16 protein-coding genes are annotated in these 17,866 nt (G+C 61.5%); 5 read left to right on the forward strand and 11 right to left on the reverse strand.

The annotated features are described in order from the left end of the window. Positions 1-83 (forward strand): IS3 family transposase (locus tag HU770_RS25030; RefSeq protein ID WP_186653653.1); only part of this gene is annotated, 83 nt, incomplete at its 5' end. A 199-nt stretch (positions 84-282) separates the two neighbouring features. Beyond that, positions 283-1,632 (forward strand): APC family permease, encoded by a 1,350-nt coding sequence (locus tag HU770_RS25035; protein WP_186666131.1) that lies wholly within the window; start codon positions 283-285, stop codon positions 1,630-1,632. Positions 1,633-1,783: 151 nt separating this feature from the next. Here the strand turns inward: HU770_RS25035 and HU770_RS25040 are convergent, their stop codons facing one another. The 3 genes from HU770_RS25040 to HU770_RS25050 all read right to left on the reverse strand — a co-directional run bounded on the left by HU770_RS25040 (position 1,784) and on the right by HU770_RS25050 (position 3,049). Further along, positions 1,784-2,359, reverse strand: a complete 576-nt coding sequence (locus tag HU770_RS25040) for a DUF2780 domain-containing protein (protein ID WP_186658539.1) — start codon at positions 2,357-2,359, stop codon at positions 1,784-1,786. Positions 2,360-2,511: 152 nt separating this feature from the next. Continuing rightward, complete coding sequence (locus tag HU770_RS25045) at positions 2,512-2,784, reverse strand: DUF3077 domain-containing protein (RefSeq protein ID WP_186666132.1); 273 nt, start codon at positions 2,782-2,784, stop codon at positions 2,512-2,514. Between the two features lie 16 nt (positions 2,785-2,800). Beyond that, a complete protein-coding gene (locus HU770_RS25050; RefSeq protein WP_156311249.1) occupies positions 2,801-3,049 on the reverse strand; it encodes a hypothetical protein in 249 nt (82 codons plus the stop codon). Positions 3,050-3,462: 413 nt separating this feature from the next. Here HU770_RS25050 and HU770_RS25055 point away from each other — a divergent pair, with 413 nt between their 5' ends. Both HU770_RS25055 and HU770_RS25060 read left to right on the forward strand, forming a co-directional pair. Further along, positions 3,463-4,365 carry an RHS repeat-associated core domain-containing protein gene (locus tag HU770_RS25055; protein ID WP_186666134.1) on the forward strand — a complete coding sequence of 301 codons (903 nt, stop codon included), beginning with the start codon at positions 3,463-3,465 and terminating at the stop codon, positions 4,363-4,365. A 46-nt stretch (positions 4,366-4,411) separates the two neighbouring features. Further along, a complete protein-coding gene (locus HU770_RS25060; RefSeq protein WP_186658528.1) occupies positions 4,412-5,317 on the forward strand; it encodes an RHS repeat-associated core domain-containing protein in 906 nt (301 codons plus the stop codon). Positions 5,318-5,367: 50 nt separating this feature from the next. On the opposite strand, the gene fdhA is transcribed toward HU770_RS25060, so the two are convergent. The 7 genes from fdhA to HU770_RS25095 all read right to left on the reverse strand — a co-directional run bounded on the left by fdhA (position 5,368) and on the right by HU770_RS25095 (position 14,408). Next, positions 5,368-6,567 carry a formaldehyde dehydrogenase, glutathione-independent gene (gene fdhA, locus HU770_RS25065; protein WP_033703138.1) on the reverse strand — a complete coding sequence of 400 codons (1,200 nt, stop codon included), beginning with the start codon at positions 6,565-6,567 and terminating at the stop codon, positions 5,368-5,370. 273 nt (positions 6,568-6,840) lie between these two features. After that, the gene (gene purU, locus HU770_RS25070; RefSeq protein ID WP_186658525.1) at positions 6,841-7,698 is read right to left on the reverse strand and encodes a formyltetrahydrofolate deformylase; all 858 of its coding nucleotides are present in this window, start codon (positions 7,696-7,698) and stop codon (positions 6,841-6,843) included. A gap of 10 nt (positions 7,699-7,708) precedes the next feature. Continuing rightward, complete coding sequence (gene soxG / locus HU770_RS25075; protein ID WP_186658521.1) at positions 7,709-8,341, reverse strand: sarcosine oxidase subunit gamma family protein; 633 nt, start codon at positions 8,339-8,341, stop codon at positions 7,709-7,711. Positions 8,342-8,524: 183 nt separating this feature from the next. Next, positions 8,525-11,542 (reverse strand): sarcosine oxidase subunit alpha, encoded by a 3,018-nt coding sequence (locus HU770_RS25080; RefSeq protein WP_033703143.1) that lies wholly within the window; start codon positions 11,540-11,542, stop codon positions 8,525-8,527. Further along, positions 11,539-11,874, reverse strand: coding sequence for a sarcosine oxidase subunit delta (locus HU770_RS25085; RefSeq protein ID WP_027594307.1), 336 nt, complete (start codon positions 11,872-11,874; stop codon positions 11,539-11,541). Before HU770_RS25085 ends, HU770_RS25080 begins: the two co-directional genes overlap by 4 nt. A 14-nt stretch (positions 11,875-11,888) precedes the next feature. Next, positions 11,889-13,139 carry a sarcosine oxidase subunit beta family protein gene (locus tag HU770_RS25090; RefSeq protein WP_008089646.1) on the reverse strand — a complete coding sequence of 417 codons (1,251 nt, stop codon included), beginning with the start codon at positions 13,137-13,139 and terminating at the stop codon, positions 11,889-11,891. Between the two features lie 15 nt (positions 13,140-13,154). Further along, positions 13,155-14,408, reverse strand: a complete 1,254-nt coding sequence (locus tag HU770_RS25095; RefSeq protein ID WP_047582966.1) for a serine hydroxymethyltransferase — start codon at positions 14,406-14,408, stop codon at positions 13,155-13,157. 318 nt (positions 14,409-14,726) lie between these two features. Here HU770_RS25095 and HU770_RS25100 point away from each other — a divergent pair, with 318 nt between their 5' ends. Beyond that, entirely contained in the window at positions 14,727-15,767 is a 1,041-nt protein-coding gene (locus HU770_RS25100) for a low specificity L-threonine aldolase (RefSeq protein ID WP_033703145.1), read from the forward strand. Between the two features lie 108 nt (positions 15,768-15,875). Here HU770_RS25100 and HU770_RS25105 read toward each other — a convergent pair whose 3' ends face one another. Continuing rightward, positions 15,876-17,813, reverse strand: coding sequence for a methyl-accepting chemotaxis protein (locus HU770_RS25105; RefSeq protein WP_186666136.1), 1,938 nt, complete (start codon positions 17,811-17,813; stop codon positions 15,876-15,878). Positions 17,814-17,866: the final 53 nt, after the last annotated feature.

Genomic DNA, 17,866 nt, shown 5'->3' on the forward strand with positions numbered 1-17,866 from the left:
TCCACTACTACAACCATGACCGCATCAAGCTGAGGCTCAATGGCCTGAGCCCTGTCGAGTACAGGACCCAGGCGGCAGCATAGAACTGTCCAACTTTTTGGGGGCAGTCCAGATAGTGGTGGGCCTGTGGGAGCGGGCTTGCCCCGCGAAGACGCCCCCCCCAGATAAACTCGATTAAAAGCCTGACTAATAATCAGCATAAGGATTACTTCTTTGTCATCATCCCCATAAGTGGATAAAAATCGATCAAAGCACAATTACAAAAAATGCCTGGATCGATCAATGGCCAACCAACCTAGCTCCGCCCCCGCCCAGCTCCGCCGTGTCCTCGGCCTGCCCGCCCTGGTGTTTTTCGGCCTTGTCTACATGGTCCCGCTGACCATCTTCACCACCTACGGCATCGTCACCGAGCTCACCGGTGGCCGCACCGCTGGCGCCTACCTGGTCACGTTGCTGGCCATGTCGTTCACCGCCACGTCTTACAGCTTCATGGTCAAGCGCTTCCCGGTCGCGGGTTCGGCGTACTCCTACAGCAACATGGCGTTTGGCTCAAACGTGGGCTTTCTCGCCGGCTGGTCGCTGCTTCTCGATTACCTGTTCATCCCGATGATCAACTACCTGCTCATCGGCCTGTTCCTCAACATCGCCTTCCCCGCCATCCCAGCCTGGTCCCTCATCCTTGCCTCGATCGCACTGGTGACCGTACTCAACGTGATCGGTATCCACTCGGTGGCCAAGGCCAGCAACCTCATCGTCGGCGCGCAGATCGTGTTCATCGGGGTGTTCGTGGCGCTGTCTTGCCAGACCCTGGCCGGCCAGCCGGTGGACTTGCTGTCACCGCTGATGGGTGACGGCACCCAGCCTGGTTTTGGCCCGCTGATGGCCGGTGCTGCAGTACTGTGCCTGTCGTTCCTCGGTTTCGATGCTGTCTCGACCCTGGCCGAAGAATGCCGCGACGCCCGCCGCGACGTGCCACGGGCAATCATCCTGACCACGCTGTGTGCCGGCGTGCTGTTCACCGTACTGGCCTACGTCAGCCAACTGGTGTTCCCGGGCAGCACCTTCGTCAATGCCGATGCGGCGGCCAACGAGGTGATGTTCAAAGCGGGCGGGCAGTTCCTGGCCAACTTCTTCACGGCTGCGTTCGTTGCCGGCAGCCTGGGTTCGGCGCTGGCCTCGCAGGCGGCGGTGTCGCGCATCCTGTTCACCATGGGGCGTGACAAAGTGCTGCCACAGCGCACATTCGGGTATCTGTCGCCACGCTTCGGCACGCCAGTGTTCGCCATCCTGCTGGTGTCGGCGTTCTCGTTGCTGGCGCTGGTGATCGACCTGGCCACCCTCGCCTCGTTGATCAGCTTTGGCGCGCTGGTGGCGTTTTCGGCGGTTAACCTGGCAGTGGTGAAGACGCACCTGATGAACGACAGCGCGCAGCGTAACCTTAAAGGCTTGCTGTGCTATGGCGCGGTGCCGCTGGTGGGGTTGAGCCTGACATTGTGGCTGTGGACCAGCCTGTCGGCGCTGACGTTGGTGATTGGGCTGTGCTGGTTTGCGTTGGGGCTGGCGTATCTGGCGGTGCTGACGGCTGGCTTCCGCCGCCCGGTGCGCTTGGTGGATTTCACCGAAGCCACCTGACCTAAGCTGAACGTGCTCTTGTAGGAGCGGCCTTGCGTCGCGAAAGGGCTGCGCAGCGGCCCCCGGATTTCAGCGTCGCCGCTAATATCGATGGGGCCGCTACGCAGCCCTTTCGCGACGCAAGGCCGCTCCTACAGGCCGCGCCTGTCCTTCAGACCGATGGCTGGGTCAAGGGCGCCGGGGTAGTCCAAAGGCTACCCAGGTTCTGCAGCAACGACCCGGCAATCCCCTGCTGCCCCAGATACTGCAGAATCAACGGCGCAAACTGCCCGATCATCCCGGTATCCATCCCCAGCGCCTTGAACGCACTGTCCAGGTCGCTGCGGTTTTCCACGTTATTGCCCAGCGCATTGCTCAACGCCGACTGGCTTTCGCTGTTCTTGCCCAGCAGTTCACCCAGCCCGCTCAACCCGCCCAGCGCATTGGCACCCGACAGCAGGTCCAGCCCGGGCACGGCTTTGGTCAGTTGGCCGTAATCGTCAGAACTCAGGTTGTTGCGCGCCAACCCCAGCATCGCCCCTGCCCCGCCCACGGCCTGCTCCGGCGTGATGTTCAGTTCGCTGCCCAAAGTGTTGAGCAAATTGGCCTGCGCCTCGGGCGCCTGCACCTGGCCCTGTTGGTTCTGGTTCTGCATGGCCGACACGGCATTGGCGGCATCGCTGAGGTTGAAGGCGAACACCGGGCTTGCGGCCAGGGTCATCAGGGTTGCCAGGGTGAGAGCTTTCATCGGGAGGGACCTCGTAGGCCGGAATGGCCTGGGAAACGAGGCATTCGACTGAAAGATTGAAGGTTTGTTCCAGGCCGCAGATCGGGATCCTGTGGGAGCGGGCTTGCCCCGCGAAGGGCCGCACAGCGGCCCCCGCTAACAGACTGGCCCAGTCAGTGCCTTCTGTTCCGAGCAAGCTCGATGTCATCCATGATCGCCTTGGCAAACGCACTCAGGTAATCCGCAGCACCGAGCAGCTTGTGGTCATCCTCCATATCCCCTTCGTGCACCAGGTGCTTGATGTACCCCAGCAGTACCGAAACCTGCTCATAGGCATGCTCGAACGGCACACCAGGCATCACCCGGAACAGATGGCTGGGCTGTTCGCCAGCCTCGCAGAAGGTCTTGGCGCCAACCGTAACGTTTGCTTGTCTATCGTCGCTCATCGCACTACGCCCTCCTTCACATACGCGCCAGCGCGTGCTCGATCAACGCGTGGGCGGTATCGGCGGAATGGATTGCATTGGCCAGCATGTGCAGGCCCGGCTCACCGGTATGGATGCGGCGGTACTCGTCGACGGTTTCCGAGATGCCCAGCAGCATCTCGCTGGCGACAGACAAGGCGTCGAGCGGGAGCAGGTCGGGGTGGATGGAGGAATAGAGGGTGTTGAACAGTTTGAGGCGGGGTGGATCGGGGACGATTTTTTTCATGATTCAACTCGATGGTGATGGGAAAGCCACCAACCTCGTTTCCACACGAATGGAGGCAGCTGAACGCGGGGTGGAAAACCGGTCATCGAGCAACCCGGTAGGCCAAACGGCCTCCCGCGCACAGCCGCCATAACGGCATGTCGATCGATGACTACCAGGGTTTCCACACCCCCATCGCTGAACCGTTCAGCGACCCAACGAGCCTACGGACCGGGGTTCACAGGGGCAATCAGACGCGATTCGACAGACTGCGTAGGGTATTTCCTGCTGATTCGTAGAGTAAGCAGGAAATGGCCCATAGCCACGTAGGCAATTTCCGCATACCTATCATTTTTGCCAGTAGCCGACCACTCCATTCCTGACCAATATCCTGTTATAGGCCCATCAGCGGTGACTGATAACAGGAGCGCTTCATGAAAAACCAGGCGAACGCTACACAGTTCTTCTACCAGAACGGAAAGCTCATCACCGTCAGTCAGGGAGCGCAGAAGCGTGCCATCTTTGCTTACGACGACGTGCCACTTGCGGAGCTTCACACCGACTTGAAAGCAAGCGCGACCCGAGTGTTTACAGACAAAAGCGGCTCAGTACTAGGTATGAGTAGCGAAGTAGAAACTGCAGCACTGGCCTATGCGGCTTATGGGCATGATGCTGCCAAAACCAGAATGCTCTCCTTATTCTCCTTATTAAGATTTAACGGCCAGTACCGGACAGACGAGGGACACTATCTGCTCGGCAACGGTTACCGATCTTACAGCCCAGCCCTGATGCGATTTTATTCGCCAGACAATCTAAGTCCTTTTCAAGAGGGCGGCTTGAATAGCTACTGCTATTGCCTGGGAGATCCCGTCAACCAATCAGACCCAACAGGTCACTTCTCGTTATTTAAGCCATCCACTTGGATAAGCACAAGAAGCAGTCGAATTGATAAACGAAAACAACAAGTATCCGACCGCCGCGAGAAGCTCATGCTTGACAGGTCAGCGGTTATTCAACTGACCGAGGAACCAACGACCATAGAAAACCTGACAGCAATCAATAAACTACAAAACCAAATAAGCACCGATGCAAAATACGTCAAGAAAAAGCTCAAAAATCTAAAGAAGTATGGCCAAGCACCCACAGAATCTACCGACCAAATGGCCATTAGAGTCAGATATCTCGAATACAAAAAAAACAACGATCAACACATAAATCAAATGAAAATCCAATCAGCACGCAACGGTAGCCCGATGAACCTTTTCAACCATCGCGAAGGCAAAACAGACCCAGACCTATACTATCGCGCCGAAGAGCTACGAAAAGCCAAGATCTAAAAACAATTGGCAACTCGCTGATCTTGGGTTCTAGGAGGCCAACGCCATGATTAAGTCAGTGAATAAATCGTTCTTCTTCTACCAAGACAGTAGGCTCGTTACCGTGAAGCAGGGTAAACATCATCGCGCCATCTTCCGCAGCGCGGAGATGCCACTGGCCGAGCAGCAGACGGGTGAAATGTCAGGTAACGCGCTACTGGCAACCGATGACAAAGGCTCTGTTCTACAGGTGCAAAGCGAAAGTGACGAAGCCGCGCATAGCTATTCAGCTTATGGACACGCCCCCGCCCTGCTCCCCCGTCGTCACTCGCTCGGTTTCAATGGTGAGCGTATCGAGCCCCAAACCCTAGGCTATCTACTGGGTAACGGCTATCGGCTCTACAGCCCCGAGCTCATGCGCTTTCTTGCACCTGACAATCTCAGCCCTTTCGACGAAGGCGGCATGAACCCTTTCGCCTACTGCCATGGAGACCCCTTGAACTATACCGACCCTACCGGCCACGTCACAATTCAAGGAATTACTTCAGTATCCAGAAGAAAAATTGAAATTTTCAGCACAACGCCAAAAAAACAATGGCTCAACAATCAAGAAATTTTCAACCAAAGTGGCAACACAGCGAATTTAAGTTTACCACCTAAAACTGCCACCTACACATTGACTCGCACTCATCTTCATTCAATCAAACAACGGAATGGCACGCACCTGTTTCTTGTCGGGGATGACTATGGAAAATTCGCTAGCAACCTGAGTGAAATCAAAAGCCTTCAAGCCGCGCCCAAGCTGTTTGAAAAAATCGACCAACGCAAGCTCAACATTCAAATCAATATTTTGGAGCGTCAAAATTCCTTTATGCTCAAGGCTGGAAAAAGACGCCATGATCAGCTACACGATCTGAACGACCATTCAGTGCAGATCCGAAAAGACTATAAACCTATTCGGCCGCAGCTCTAACTGGCCTGCCGGTAAACGAAGCCCCAGGCACGGGGCTTCGTTTATATCCTTCACGCCGCACTAAACGTCTTGTGCGGATCAATCACAAACTTCTTCGGCACCCCAGCATCAAACTCGCCATACCCTTCCGGCGCCTGATCCAGGCTGATCACCTGCACGCCAACCACTTCAGCAATATTGATGCGATCCCACATGATCGCCTGCATCAGCTGTCGGTTGTACTTCATGGTGGGGGTCTGGCCGGTGTGGAAGCTGTGCGATTTCGCCCAGCCCAGGCCAAAGCGGATGCTCAGCGCGCCGATCTTGGCAGCGGCATCTACCGCGCCCGGGTCTTCGGTCACGTACAGCCCTGGGATACCGATGTTGCCGGCAACGCGGGTCACTTGCATCAGCGAGTTCAGCACAGTAGCCGGGGCTTCGTGCTTGGCACCTTCGTGGCCATGGCCGCGTGCCTCGAAGCCGACGGCGTCAACGGCGCAGTCCACTTCCGGCTCACCGAGGATATCGACGATCTGCTCGTGCAGCGGGGTGTCCTTGGACAGGTCGACCACTTCGAAGCCCTGCGACTTGGCGTGTGCCAGGCGCAATGGGTTGAGGTCGCCGACGATGACGCAGGCAGCGCCCAGCAGGCGGGCCGAGGCAGCAGCAGCCAGGCCGACCGGGCCGGCACCGGCAACATAAACGGTGCTGCCTGGGCCAACGCCGGCCGTCACAGCACCGTGGTAGCCAGTCGGCAGAATGTCGGACAGGCAGGTCAGGTCACGGATCTTTTCCATGGCCTTGTCGCGATCCGGCAGTTTCAGCAGGTTGAAGTCAGCGTACGGCACCAGCACGTATTCAGCCTGGCCGCCGGTCCAGTCGCCCATGTCGACATAGCCGTAGGCGCCACCGGCGCGGGCCGGGTTGACGGTGAGGCAGACGCCGGTGTGCATCTCTTTGCACGAGCGGCAGCGGCCGCAGGCGACGTTGAACGGTACCGACACCAGGTCGCCCTTTTTCAGGCGTTCGACGTCACGGCCCAACTCGACGATTTCACCGGTGATTTCGTGGCCCAGCACCAGGCCGACCTGGGCAGTGGTGCGGCCGCGGACCATGTGCTGGTCGGAGCCGCAGATGTTGGTGGAGACCACCTTGAGGATCACCCCGTGCTCGATCTTCTTGCCACGCGGGTCCTGCATTTTCGGGTAGTCGATATTGCGTACTTCGACCTTGCCGGCGCCGAGATATACCACTCCACGATTGCCAGACATGCTCTTACCTCGCTTGGTTTTTATTTATGCAGCGTTGGTTGAAGCGCCGCCATCCATGGGCGGCATGTGTTACTGGAATGCAGGGAATTGTGGGCCTGATGAGGCGCAAGGCACTGACTGGAAGCGACAGGGGGATGCCTTTTTACGGCAGACCAAATGCAGGGGGCCGCTTCGCGGCCCTTTCGCGACGCAAGGCCGCTCCTACAGGAGATCGCGTACCCCTGTAGGAGCGGCCTTGCGTCGCGAAAGGGCTGCAAAGCAGCCCCAAAATAGTCAGAGCACCACTGTCCGATTGGCGTTAAGGAACACCCGCCGTTCAATGTGATACCCCACCGCCCGCGCCAGCGTCAGGCATTCGATATCCCGTCCCTTGGCAATCAGGTCCTCGGGGTAATGGCTGTGGTCCACCACTTCGACGCCCTGGGCAATGATCGGCCCTTCGTCGAGGTCGTTGTTGATGTAGTGCGCCGTGGCGCCGACCATCTTCACGCCTTTGTTGTACGCCTGGTGGTAAGGCTTGGCGCCCTTGAACCCTGGCAACAGTGAGTGGTGAATATTGATCGCCCAGCCATCCAGGCGTCGGCACAGCTCGGGCGACAGCACCTGCATGTAGCGGGCAAGGATGACCAGCTCAGCGCCAGACTCCTCGATCACCTGCAACACCTTGCGCTCTTGCCCAGCCTTGTCGTTGGGGTCGAGTGCAAAGTGGTAATAGGGGATCTTGTGCCAGTGCGCCAGTGGCTCCAGGTCGGGGTGGTTGGACACCACCGCGACCACGTCCATGCTCAGTTGGCCAATGCGCTGGCGATACAGCAGGTCGTTCAGGCAGTGGTCGGCCTTGGACACCATGATCACCACCTTGGGGCGGTGGTTGGGCGCGGTCAGCTCGAAGGCCATGCCGAACGCTTCACTGCGCTCGGCGAGGCCGGCACGGAAACCGACCTCGTCAAAATCGTCCGGCTGGCGGAATTCGACGCGAATGAAGAAGCGCCCCGACTGCCGGTCATCGAAGGAGTGGTGCTCCGTCACGTAGCAGCGCTGCTCGAAGAGGTAACGCGTCACCACGTCGACGGTACCGAGCATGCTCGGGCAGTCGGCGGTGAGAATCCAGGTATCCGGTGCCCGACTCATGTCTTTCTCCTTAGGCTTCGATGCTCAGGCCGTATTCGGCCGAAGCGTCCTGCAGCCACAGCCACCAGTAATCGGCGAAGCTGCGGCGAATCACCAGTTCCCAGGTGTCTTCGGCGGTGCGGCGGATCACCAGTTGCGACTTGGCGAATACGGTGCCGACAGCCTTGCCCACCGGGAAGTTGTTCGGGTGCACATCATAGCTGGTGGACTTCATCAGCACTTCGCGCACATTCGGGCCGCGCAGTTCCAGCAGGCTCTGCCCACCGCTGACGTTGACCACCTGGATGTGCAGGCCTTCGAGGGCCGCGCGCAGTTTTTGCTCGACGGCGAACTCCTGGCCGCCCGGGACGATCAGCAGCCACTCGTCGGGGCCCATCCACTGCAGCGACATCTCGTTGTTGGCGACCACGGTCAGGGCCACCGGCAGCTCCAGGCCCAAGGCCTTGTGCACGCCTGCGGCAAAGGCCGGGTCATGGCCATTGCCGCGCAGGGTCAGGTGGCCGAGGAATTTCTTTTCACGCAGGGTCACACCTGCGTTCTTGCGGCCCTTGCCAACCAGGCTGGCCAGGTCGGCGTGGTGCAGCGGCGACTGGGCCTTGGCTTCGGCGCCGGGGTTTTGCTGGAAGACGTTGATAGCGCTCATTTCTTACCTGCCTTGAATTCTGTTGTCCGTAAGACCAGAGGTCAGATGCAATGCCCGAATGCTAATGGGGGCCCAGTGGGAGCGGGCTTGTCCCGCGAAGGGGGCGGTGAGGCCACCAGCGCATTCGCGGGGCAAGCCCGCTCCCACAAGGTTTGCATTCCAATTCAGGCCTACCGGTGGGCCTTAGACGTTCTGCCGCTCACCCTTCGGATCGAAGAACACCGAAGACACGATCTCCGCCTCGATCACGCTGCCGTCGGCCTGCGGCGAGAACACACGCTCGCCCATGCGCTTGAGGCCGCCCTTGACCACACCCATGGCGAACGAATAGCCCAGGGAGTTGGCTGCGTAGCTGGAGGTAACGTGGCCGACCATGTCCATCGGGATCGGTTGCTTGGGGTCGAACACCAGCTGAGCACCTTCCGGCAGCCACTGGGTCGGGTCCACAGGCTTGAGGCCGACCAGTTGCTTGCGGTTGTCGCGCAGGCAGTCCTCGCGGTTCATGCCACGCAGGCCGATCCACGAGAACGGCTTGTTGCGGCCCACGCACCAGCTCATGTTGAGGTCGTCCGGGTTCATCGAGCCGTCCGTGTCCTGGCCAACGATGATGAAGCCCTTCTCGGCACGCAGTACGTGCATGGTCTCGGTGCCATACGGGGTCAGGTTGTATTGCTTGCCTGCCTCGATGATCTTTTCCAGTACGCCCATGGCGTAGTTGGCCTGCACGTTGACTTCGTACGACAGCTCACCGGTGAACGAGATACGGAACACCCGGGCCGGTACGCCGCCAACAGTGCCTTCCTTCCAGGTCATGAACGGGAAGGCGTCCTTGTCCAGGTCGATGTCGTCGGTCAGCGCGCTCAGCAGCTTGCGGCTGTTGGGGCCGGACAGGGTCATGGTCGCCCAGTGGTCGGTGACCGAGGTGAAGTACACCTTCATCTCTGGCCATTCGGTCTGGTGGTACAGCTCCAGCCACTGCAGCACACGGGCGGCGCCGCCGGTGGTGGTGGTCATGTAGAAGTGGTTGTCGCCAACGCAGGCGGTGACGCCGTCGTCGAAGACCATACCGTCTTCCTTGCACATCAGGCCGTAACGGGCCTTGCCCACGTCGAGCTTGGTCCAGGCGTTGCTGTAGATGCGGTTGAGGAACTCGCGTGCATCCGGGCCCTGGATGTCGATCTTGCCCAGGGTCGAGGCGTCGAGCAGGCCCACGCTGTCGCGCACAGCCTTGCACTCGCGGGCCACGGCGGCGTGGATGTCTTCACCGGCTTTGGGGAAGTACCACGGGCGCTTCCACTGGCCGACGTCTTCGAACTCGGCGCCGTTCTTCACGTGCCAGCCATGCAGGGCGGTGAAGCGCACAGGCTCGAACAGGTGGCCACAGTGCCGGCCCGCTACCGCACCGAAGGTCACCGGCGTGTAGTTCGGGCGGAACATGGTGGTGCCCATTTCCGGAATGGTGATGCCGATCGAACGGGCGGCGATGGCCAGGCCGTTGATGTTGCCCAGCTTGCCCTGGTCGGTACCGAAGCCCAGCGCGGTGTAGCGCTTGACGTGCTCGACCGACTCGAAGCCTTCACGGGTGGCCAGTTCGATACCGGCGGCGGTCACGTCGTTCTGCTGGTCGACGAACTGCTTCGGCCCCTTGGTGCCCTTGTCGTGCGGCACCTGGAACAGCGCCACGGTGGCCTCTTCCTTGCGTGCCACTGTTTTCGGCAGGGTGCCGGCAGTGGCCTTGAAGCCGGCTTCGGTGGCTGCGCGCACGCCGCCTTCGAAGCCGTCGGCAATCACATCACCGAGGGCATAGATGCCGTGGATACCGCCGACGCACACGCGTTTCTGCGGTGCATCACCCGGCACGAAGCCGAGGATGTCTTCACGCCATACCGGGCGACCGCCCAGGTGCGAAGCCAGGTGGACGATCGGGCTGTAGCCGCCGGAGGTAGCGATCAGGTCGCACTCAAGGGTTTCGCCAGGGCTGGTGACTTTATGTGCCTGCACGTCGATGGCGGCCACGCGGGCGCCGGTCACGTGCTTGCTGCCCTTGGCCTCGACCACGGCGCTGGAGGTGAGGATGCGGATGCCCTTGGCACGTGCTTCCTCGACCAGCGAACCGCGCGGGTTGTGGCGGGCGTCGGCGATGGCGACCACTTGCAGGCCAGCGTCGTGCCAGTCCAGCGCGGCGCGGTAGGCGTGGTCGTTGTTGGTCGACAGCACCAGCTTGCGGCCCGGGGCCACGCCGTAGCGGCGCACGTAGGTGGAGACAGCACCGGCCAGCATGTTGCCCGGCACGTCGTTGTTGCCGTACACCAGCGGGCGCTCGTGTGCGCCAGCGGCCAGTACCACACGGCCGGCACGCACACGGTGCACGCGGTGACGCACCTGGCCGATCGGGGCGCGGTCACCGAGGTGGTCGGTGAGGCGCTCGTGGATGGTCAGGAAGTTGTGGTCGTGGTAGCCGTTGACCGTGGCGCGTGGCAGCAGGGTCACTTCCGGCAGGCTTTCCAGCTCTTTGACGATGCTGCTCACCCACTCGGCGGCAGGCTTGCCGTCGAGGGTCTCGCGGCTGTCGAGCAGGCTGCCACCGAACTCTTCCTGCTCGTCGGCGAGGATCACCCGCGCACCGCTGCGGGCAGCGGCCAGGGCGGCAGCCAGGCCAGCAGGGCCGGCACCGACGATCAGCACGTCGCAGTGCTGGTTCATGTAGTCGTAGCTGTCCGGGTCGTTCTGCAGCGGTGCACGGCCAAGGCCTGCCGCCTTGCGGATGTACTTCTCGTAAGTCATCCAGAACGATTTCGGGTACATGAAGGTTTTGTAGTAGAAGCCCGGCGGCATCATGCTGCCGCCGACCTTGCCGAGGATGCCCATGACGTCATTGTTGACGTTCGGCCAGCCGTTGGTGCTGGTGGCGACCAGGCCGGCGTACAGCGCCTGCTGGGTGGCACGCACGTTAGGGATCTGGGTGGCTTCGCTGGAGCCGATCTGCAGGATGGCGTTCGGCTCTTCGGTACCGGCGGCGATGATGCCGCGCGGGCGCGAGTACTTGAAGCTGCGACCGACGATATCGACGCCGTTGGCCAGCAGCGCGGCGGCCAGGCTGTCACCGGCATAACCCTGGTAGGTCTTGCCGTTGAAGGTGAAGTTCAGGACCTTGCTGCGGTCGATACGGCCGCCGCTGGCGAGGCGATAGGTCTGGCTCATACTTTTTCCCCTTGGCCTTTGACGGTCGACGGTGCGCTGTTCTGCTTGCCGTTGGCGGTCACCTGCGGCTTCTCGCCAATCTTGTAGGTTTCCAGAATCTCGTAGGTCACGGTGTCGCGGGTGACGTTGAAGTACTGACGGCAGCCGGCAACGTGGTCCCACAGTTCATGGTGAATACCGCGCGGGTTGTCGCGGAAGAACATGTAGGTGCCCCACTCTTCGTCGGAGCAGGCGGCAGGGTCCAGCGGGCGGGCGATGTGCGCCTGGCCGGAGGCGTGGAACTCTTCTTCGGAGCGCAGCTCGCCGCAGTGGGGACAGAAAATATGCAACATGACGGTGTCTCCGGTTAGTGGGCGACGGCGGCGGCGCCGTGTTCGTCGATCAGTGCGCCGTTGTAGAAACGGTCCATGGAGAACGGCGCAGCCAGCGGGTGCATCTCGCCTTTGGCCAGGCTTGCGGCAAAGACGTTGCCCGAACCCGGGGTCGCCTTGAAGCCGCCGGTGCCCCAGCCGCAGTTGAAGAACATGTTCTTGACCGGGGTCTTGGAGATGATCGGGCAGGCGTCCGGCGAGGTGTCGACGATGCCGCCCCACTGGCGGTTCATGCGTACGCGCGAGAGGTTGGGGAACATCTCGACGATCGCCTGCAGGGTGTGCTCGATCACCGGGTACGAACCGCGCTGGCCGTAGCCGACCCAGCCGTCGATACCGGCGCCGATCACCAGGTCGCCTTTGTCGGACTGGCTGATGTAGCCGTGCACCGCGTTGGACATGATCACGCTGTCGATGATCGGTTTGATCGGCTCGGACACCAGTGCTTGCAGCGGGTGCGATTCCAGCGGCAGACGGAAGCCGGCCAGCTTGGCCATGTGCCCGGAGTTACCGGCAGTGACCACACCGACGCGCTTGGCGCCGATGAAGCCTTTGTTGGTTTCCACGCCGATGACCGCGCCGTTTTCCTTGCGGAAACCGATCACTTCGGTCTGCTGGATCAGGTCGACGCCCAGGGCATCGGCGGCACGGGCGTAACCCCAGGCCACGGCGTCGTGACGGGCGACTCCACCACGGCGCTGAACGGTAGCGCCGAGGATCGGGTAGCGGGTGTTCTTGGAGCAGTCCAGGTACGGGATTTCGGCTGCGACCTGGGCGGTGTTCAGCAGTTCGCCATCGACACCGTTGAGGCGGTTGGCACTGACGCGGCGCTCGGAGTCACGAATGTCCTGCAGGGTGTGGCACAGGTTGTAGACGCCGCGCTGAGAGAACATCACGTTGTAGTTGATGTCCTGGGACAGGCCTTCCCACAGTTTCATGGCGTGCTCGTACAGCTGCGCCGACTCGTCCCACAGGTAGTTGGACCGCACGATGGTGGTGTTACGGGCGGTGTTGCCGCCGCCCAGGTAACCTTTCTCGATCACCGCGACGTTGGTGATGCCGTGTTCCTTGGCCAGGTAGTAGGCCGTGGCCAGACCATGGCCGCCACCGCCGACGATGACCACGTCGTAGACCTTTTTAGGGGTCGGCGTGCGCCACATGCGCTGCCAGTTTTCGTGGTGGCTGAGGGAGTGCTTGAAAAGGCCGAAGCCCGAGTAGCGTTGCATGGTCGTTTACTCCACTCAGCGGTAAACAGGGAAGTCTGCGCACAGGGCGGCGACGTTCTTCGCCACATCGGCTTCAACGTCGGCATCACCGAGGTTGTCGAGGATGTCGCAGATCCAGCCAGCCAGGGCCACACACTGGGCGACTTTGAAGCCGCGGGTGGTGACAGCCGGGGTGCCGATGCGCAGGCCCGAGGTGACGAACGGTGACTGCGGGTCGTTGGGCACGGCGTTCTTGTTGACGGTGATGTGCGCGCGGCCCAGGGCGGCGTCGGCATCTTTACCGGTGAGGCCCTGGCGGATCAGGCTGACCAGGAACAGGTGGTTGTCGGTGCCGCCGGACACCACGTCGTAGCCGCGGTCGATGAACACCTGGGCCATGGCCTGGGCGTTTTCGATGACCTGCTGCTGGTAGCGCTTGAACTCAGGCTCCAGCGCTTCCTTGAAGCACACGGCCTTGGCGGCGATGACGTGCATCAGCGGGCCACCCTGGGCGCCTGGGAATACGGCAGCGTTGAGCTTCTTCTCGATCGCTTCGTTGGACTTGGCCAGGATCAGGCCGCCACGTGGACCGCGCAGGGTCTTGTGGGTGGTGGTGGTGACCACGTCGGCGTACGGCAGCGGGTTGGGGTACAGGCCAGCGGCAACCAGGCCGGCGACGTGGGCCATGTCGACGAACAGCAGCGCACCGACCTTGTCGGCGATGGCGCGAAAGCGTGGGAAGTCGAGGGTCTTGGAGTAGGCCGAGAAGCCGGCAACAATCATCTTTGGCTTGTGCTCGACTGCCAGGCGCTCGACTTCGTCGTAGTCGATCAGGCCGGTGTCGGTGTTGATGCCGTACTGCACAGCGTTATACAGCTTGCCCGAAGACGACACCTTGGCGCCGTGGGTCAGGTGGCCGCCGTGGGCCAGGCTCATGCCCAGGATGGTGTCACCGGCCTGCAGCAGGGCCAGGTAGACCGCGCCGTTGGCGGAAGAGCCGGAGTGCGGCTGGACGTTGGCGAAATCGGCACCGAACAGCTGCTTGGCGCGCTCGATGGCCAGCGCTTCGACTTTGTCGACGTGCTCGCAGCCGCCGTAGTAGCGCTTGCCTGGGTAGCCTTCGGCGTATTTGTTGGTCAGGCCGCTGCCCTGGGCCTGCATGACGCGCTTGCTGGTGTAGTTCTCCGAGGCGATCAGCTCGATGTGATCTTCCTGGCGCTGTTCTTCGGCATTCATCGCCGCCAGCAGTGCGTCGTCGTAACCCTGGATCTGGTCTTGCTTGCTGAACATCTTGTTGTCTCCCGGCAGCGATCGTTTCTTGTCTGTAAGGCACTGTGGCCCTTTGTGGCGATGGTATGACTGGCCGGGGTGGGTCAGATGCCTGCGCACGCCTTGCAATGGCGCGTTTACGACATTGGCTTTGTGTTGCTGTTGCCGGCCGCTTCGCGGGGCAAGCCCGCTCCCATTGATTGCTGTATGCAGGACTATTGTGGAAGCGGGCTTGCCCCGCGAAGAGGCCGACACAGATCCGACTGAAAGCAGGTTGTATAGGCAACTGCTGAATCGATAGTTTAGAGTGCAGTTCTGCGTCGTTCACAGGACCGTGTCATGACAGATAAGAGCCAACAATTCGCCAGCGACAACTATTCCGGCATCTGCCCCGAAGCCTGGGCCGCCATGGCCAAGGCCAACATGGGCCACGACCGCGCCTATGGCGACGACCAGTGGACCGAGCGGGCCGCCCAGTACTTTCGCGAGCTGTTCGAAACTGACTGCGAAGTGTTCTTCGCCTTCAACGGCACCGCCGCCAACTCCTTGGCCCTGGCCTCGCTGTGCCAGAGCTACCACAGCGTGATCTGCTCCGAGACCGCCCACGTCGAGACCGACGAATGCGGCGCGCCAGAGTTTTTCTCCAACGGCTCCAAGCTGCTGACGGCGGCCAGCGTCAACGGCAAGCTGACCCCGCAATCGATTCGTGAGGTCGCCCTCAAGCGCCAGGACATCCACTACCCCAAGCCACGCGTGGTGACCATCACCCAGGCCACCGAAGTGGGCACCGTGTACCGCCCCGATGAGCTCAAGGCGATCAGCGCCACCTGCAAGGAGCTGGGCCTGAACCTGCACATGGATGGCGCGCGCTTTACCAATGCCTGCGCGTTCCTCGGTTGCAGCCCGGCAGAGCTGACCTGGAAGGCCGGCGTCGATGTGCTGTGCTTTGGCGGCACCAAGAACGGCATGGCGGTGGGTGAGGCGATCCTGTTCTTCAATCGCGACCTGGCCGAGGACTTCGACTACCGCTGCAAGCAGGCCGGGCAACTGGCCTCGAAGATGCGCTTCTTGTCAGCGCCCTGGGTCGGGCTGCTGGAAGACGGCGCCTGGCTGCGCCATGGCAACCACGCCAACCACTGCGCGCAGTTGCTGGCGTCGTTGGTGAGTGACTTGCCGGGGGTTGAGCTGATGTTCCCGGTGGAGGCCAACGGGGTGTTCCTGCAGATGCCAGAGCCTGCGATCGAGGCGTTGCGCGGCAAGGGCTGGCGCTTCTACACCTTTATTGGTAGCGGCGGGGCGCGGTTCATGTGCTCGTGGGACACCGAAGAGGAACGGGTGCGTGAGCTGGCGGCGGATATTCGCAGCATCATCACCGCCTGACAGGCCGCATTCGCGGGGCAAGCCCGCGCCTACAAGTACAGCGCCAATCTCAATGCCGGCGCTGTACGTGTGGGAGCGGGCTTGCCCCGCGAAGAAGCCAACACCGACCTAGAGCCTGAACCCACCCATCTGCCGCGCCAGGTCATCGGCCAAACCACGCAAAGCCTGGCACTCCTCGCGGCACCCTTGCACCTCAGCCGCCGTCTCCCGCGCCAGGTCGGAAATCCCCTGGACCGTGCGGTTGATCTCCTCAGTTACCGCCGACTGCTCTTCAGTCGCTGTGGCCACCTGATGGTTCATGTCACTGATATGTTCCACCTGATCGGTAATCGCCCCCAGTGACGCCCCGGTGCGCTGGCTCGATTCCACGCCACTGCCGGTCGCCTGCTGCCCCGCCTGCATCGAGCTCACCGCCGAACCCGCGCCCTGCTTCAGGCGTTGGATCATCTGCTGCACTTCATCGGTAGACAGCTGCGTGCGCCGCGCCAGCGTTCGCACTTCGTCGGCCACCACGGCAAAGCCGCGCCCCATTTCCCCTGCCCGCGCAGCCTCGATGGCCGCATTCAGCGCCAGCAGGTTGGTTTGCTCGGAAATACTACGGATCACCGCCAATACTTCATCGATCGAGGCGACTTCGTCGGCCAACTGCTCCACCGCATCCGCCGCCTTGCCGATATCCCCCGACATACCCTCGATGCCCTGAATCGAACGGCGCACCACTTCACGCGCCTGCAAGGCCTCATCACGCGCCGACTGCGAGGCCTGCGCCGCATCACCGGCATTGCGGGCAATGTCCTGCACCGTCAGCCCCATTTCGTGCACAGCGGTGGCCACCATCTCGGTCATTTCCTGCTGCCGTCCGGAACGATCGGCGGTGTTGTCCACCACCTGGGTCACCTGCTCGACGGCCCGATGCAGCCGTTCAGAAGTCTGCAACACCTCGCCAATCAGGCTGCGCTGGCTGTCGAGAAAACGATTGAAGCCCCGCGCCAGGTCACCCAGCTCGTCCTGGCGCGAATCATCCAGGCGATGGCTGAGGTCACCGGCGCCACTGCCGATCTGCACCAGCGCGGCAGTGACCCGGCGGATAGGCCGCACCAGCCCACGTGCCAGCAACACCACCAGCAACAATGACAGCAGCGCCACGCCGCCACCGATCAACGTGGTCAGCCATACCGCCTGACGCATCTGCGCGTAGATCTCGGCCTCCGGCACCTCGGCGACCAAAGTCCAGTTCAGGTCGCGCAGTGGCAGGCCCAACGCCAGATAATCTTCGCCATCGCGCTGGAAGCGGCTGGTGCGCAGGCCCGGCTCACCATTCATCACTGCCTTGGCGGCGTGCGCATCGAGCTGATCGACCAGTTGGCGCTTGCCGCTGAAGGCGTTGTCCGGGTGCACCTGGATCAGCCCATCGTTGCGCACCAGAAACACCTTGCCGTGCTCGCCAAAGCTGAAGTCATGGATCAGTTTCGACAGCTCGGCCATGCGCAGGCCCATGCCGGCGACGCCAACCAGCTTGCCGTCCTTTTCCACGCGATAGTCGATGAACAGCGCCAGCTCACCGGTGGCACCGTCGATGTCGATATTGATCAGGCGCTCGGCGCCACTGTCGATGTAGCCGTAGAACCACTTGTCCTTGGGGTTGGCACGGCTGAGGGTGCGGTCCAGGCCATTTTCGTTGTAGTAATGGCCGGTTTCTGTGGCGGCGAACAGCGTGGTGAAGGCCTTGTTGCGCTGCTTGGCAGCGTCCAAGTATTCGATGAAGCGCGGTGCTTGCGCAGGGTCTTCGCCCGCGGCAAGCCAGTCGCGCAGCAGGGTGTTGCCGGCAATGTCGGCCGCAGCCACCAGCGGCTGGCCGAGCATGCGCTCGATGTCGTTACGGATGGCTTCGACACTGGCCGGCAGCGCCGTGTCGACCAGGTAGCGTTCGGTCAAGCGGTTGAACGCCACTGTGAAGATGATCACCACTACCAGGATGCTCGCCAGCAGGGCCGCGCCCATGCTTGCGATCAATTGCCACTGGATGCTTCGCCGCCAGATACGCATGCCCTTGCTCCCCGCCAATTATTGTTTTGCGGGAAGTGTATACACTTACGTAT

Origin of the sequence: Pseudomonas sp. SWRI68 (assembly GCF_014269165.1) — a bacterium.
Taxonomy (GTDB): Bacteria; Pseudomonadota; Gammaproteobacteria; order Pseudomonadales; family Pseudomonadaceae; genus Aquipseudomonas; species Aquipseudomonas capeferrum.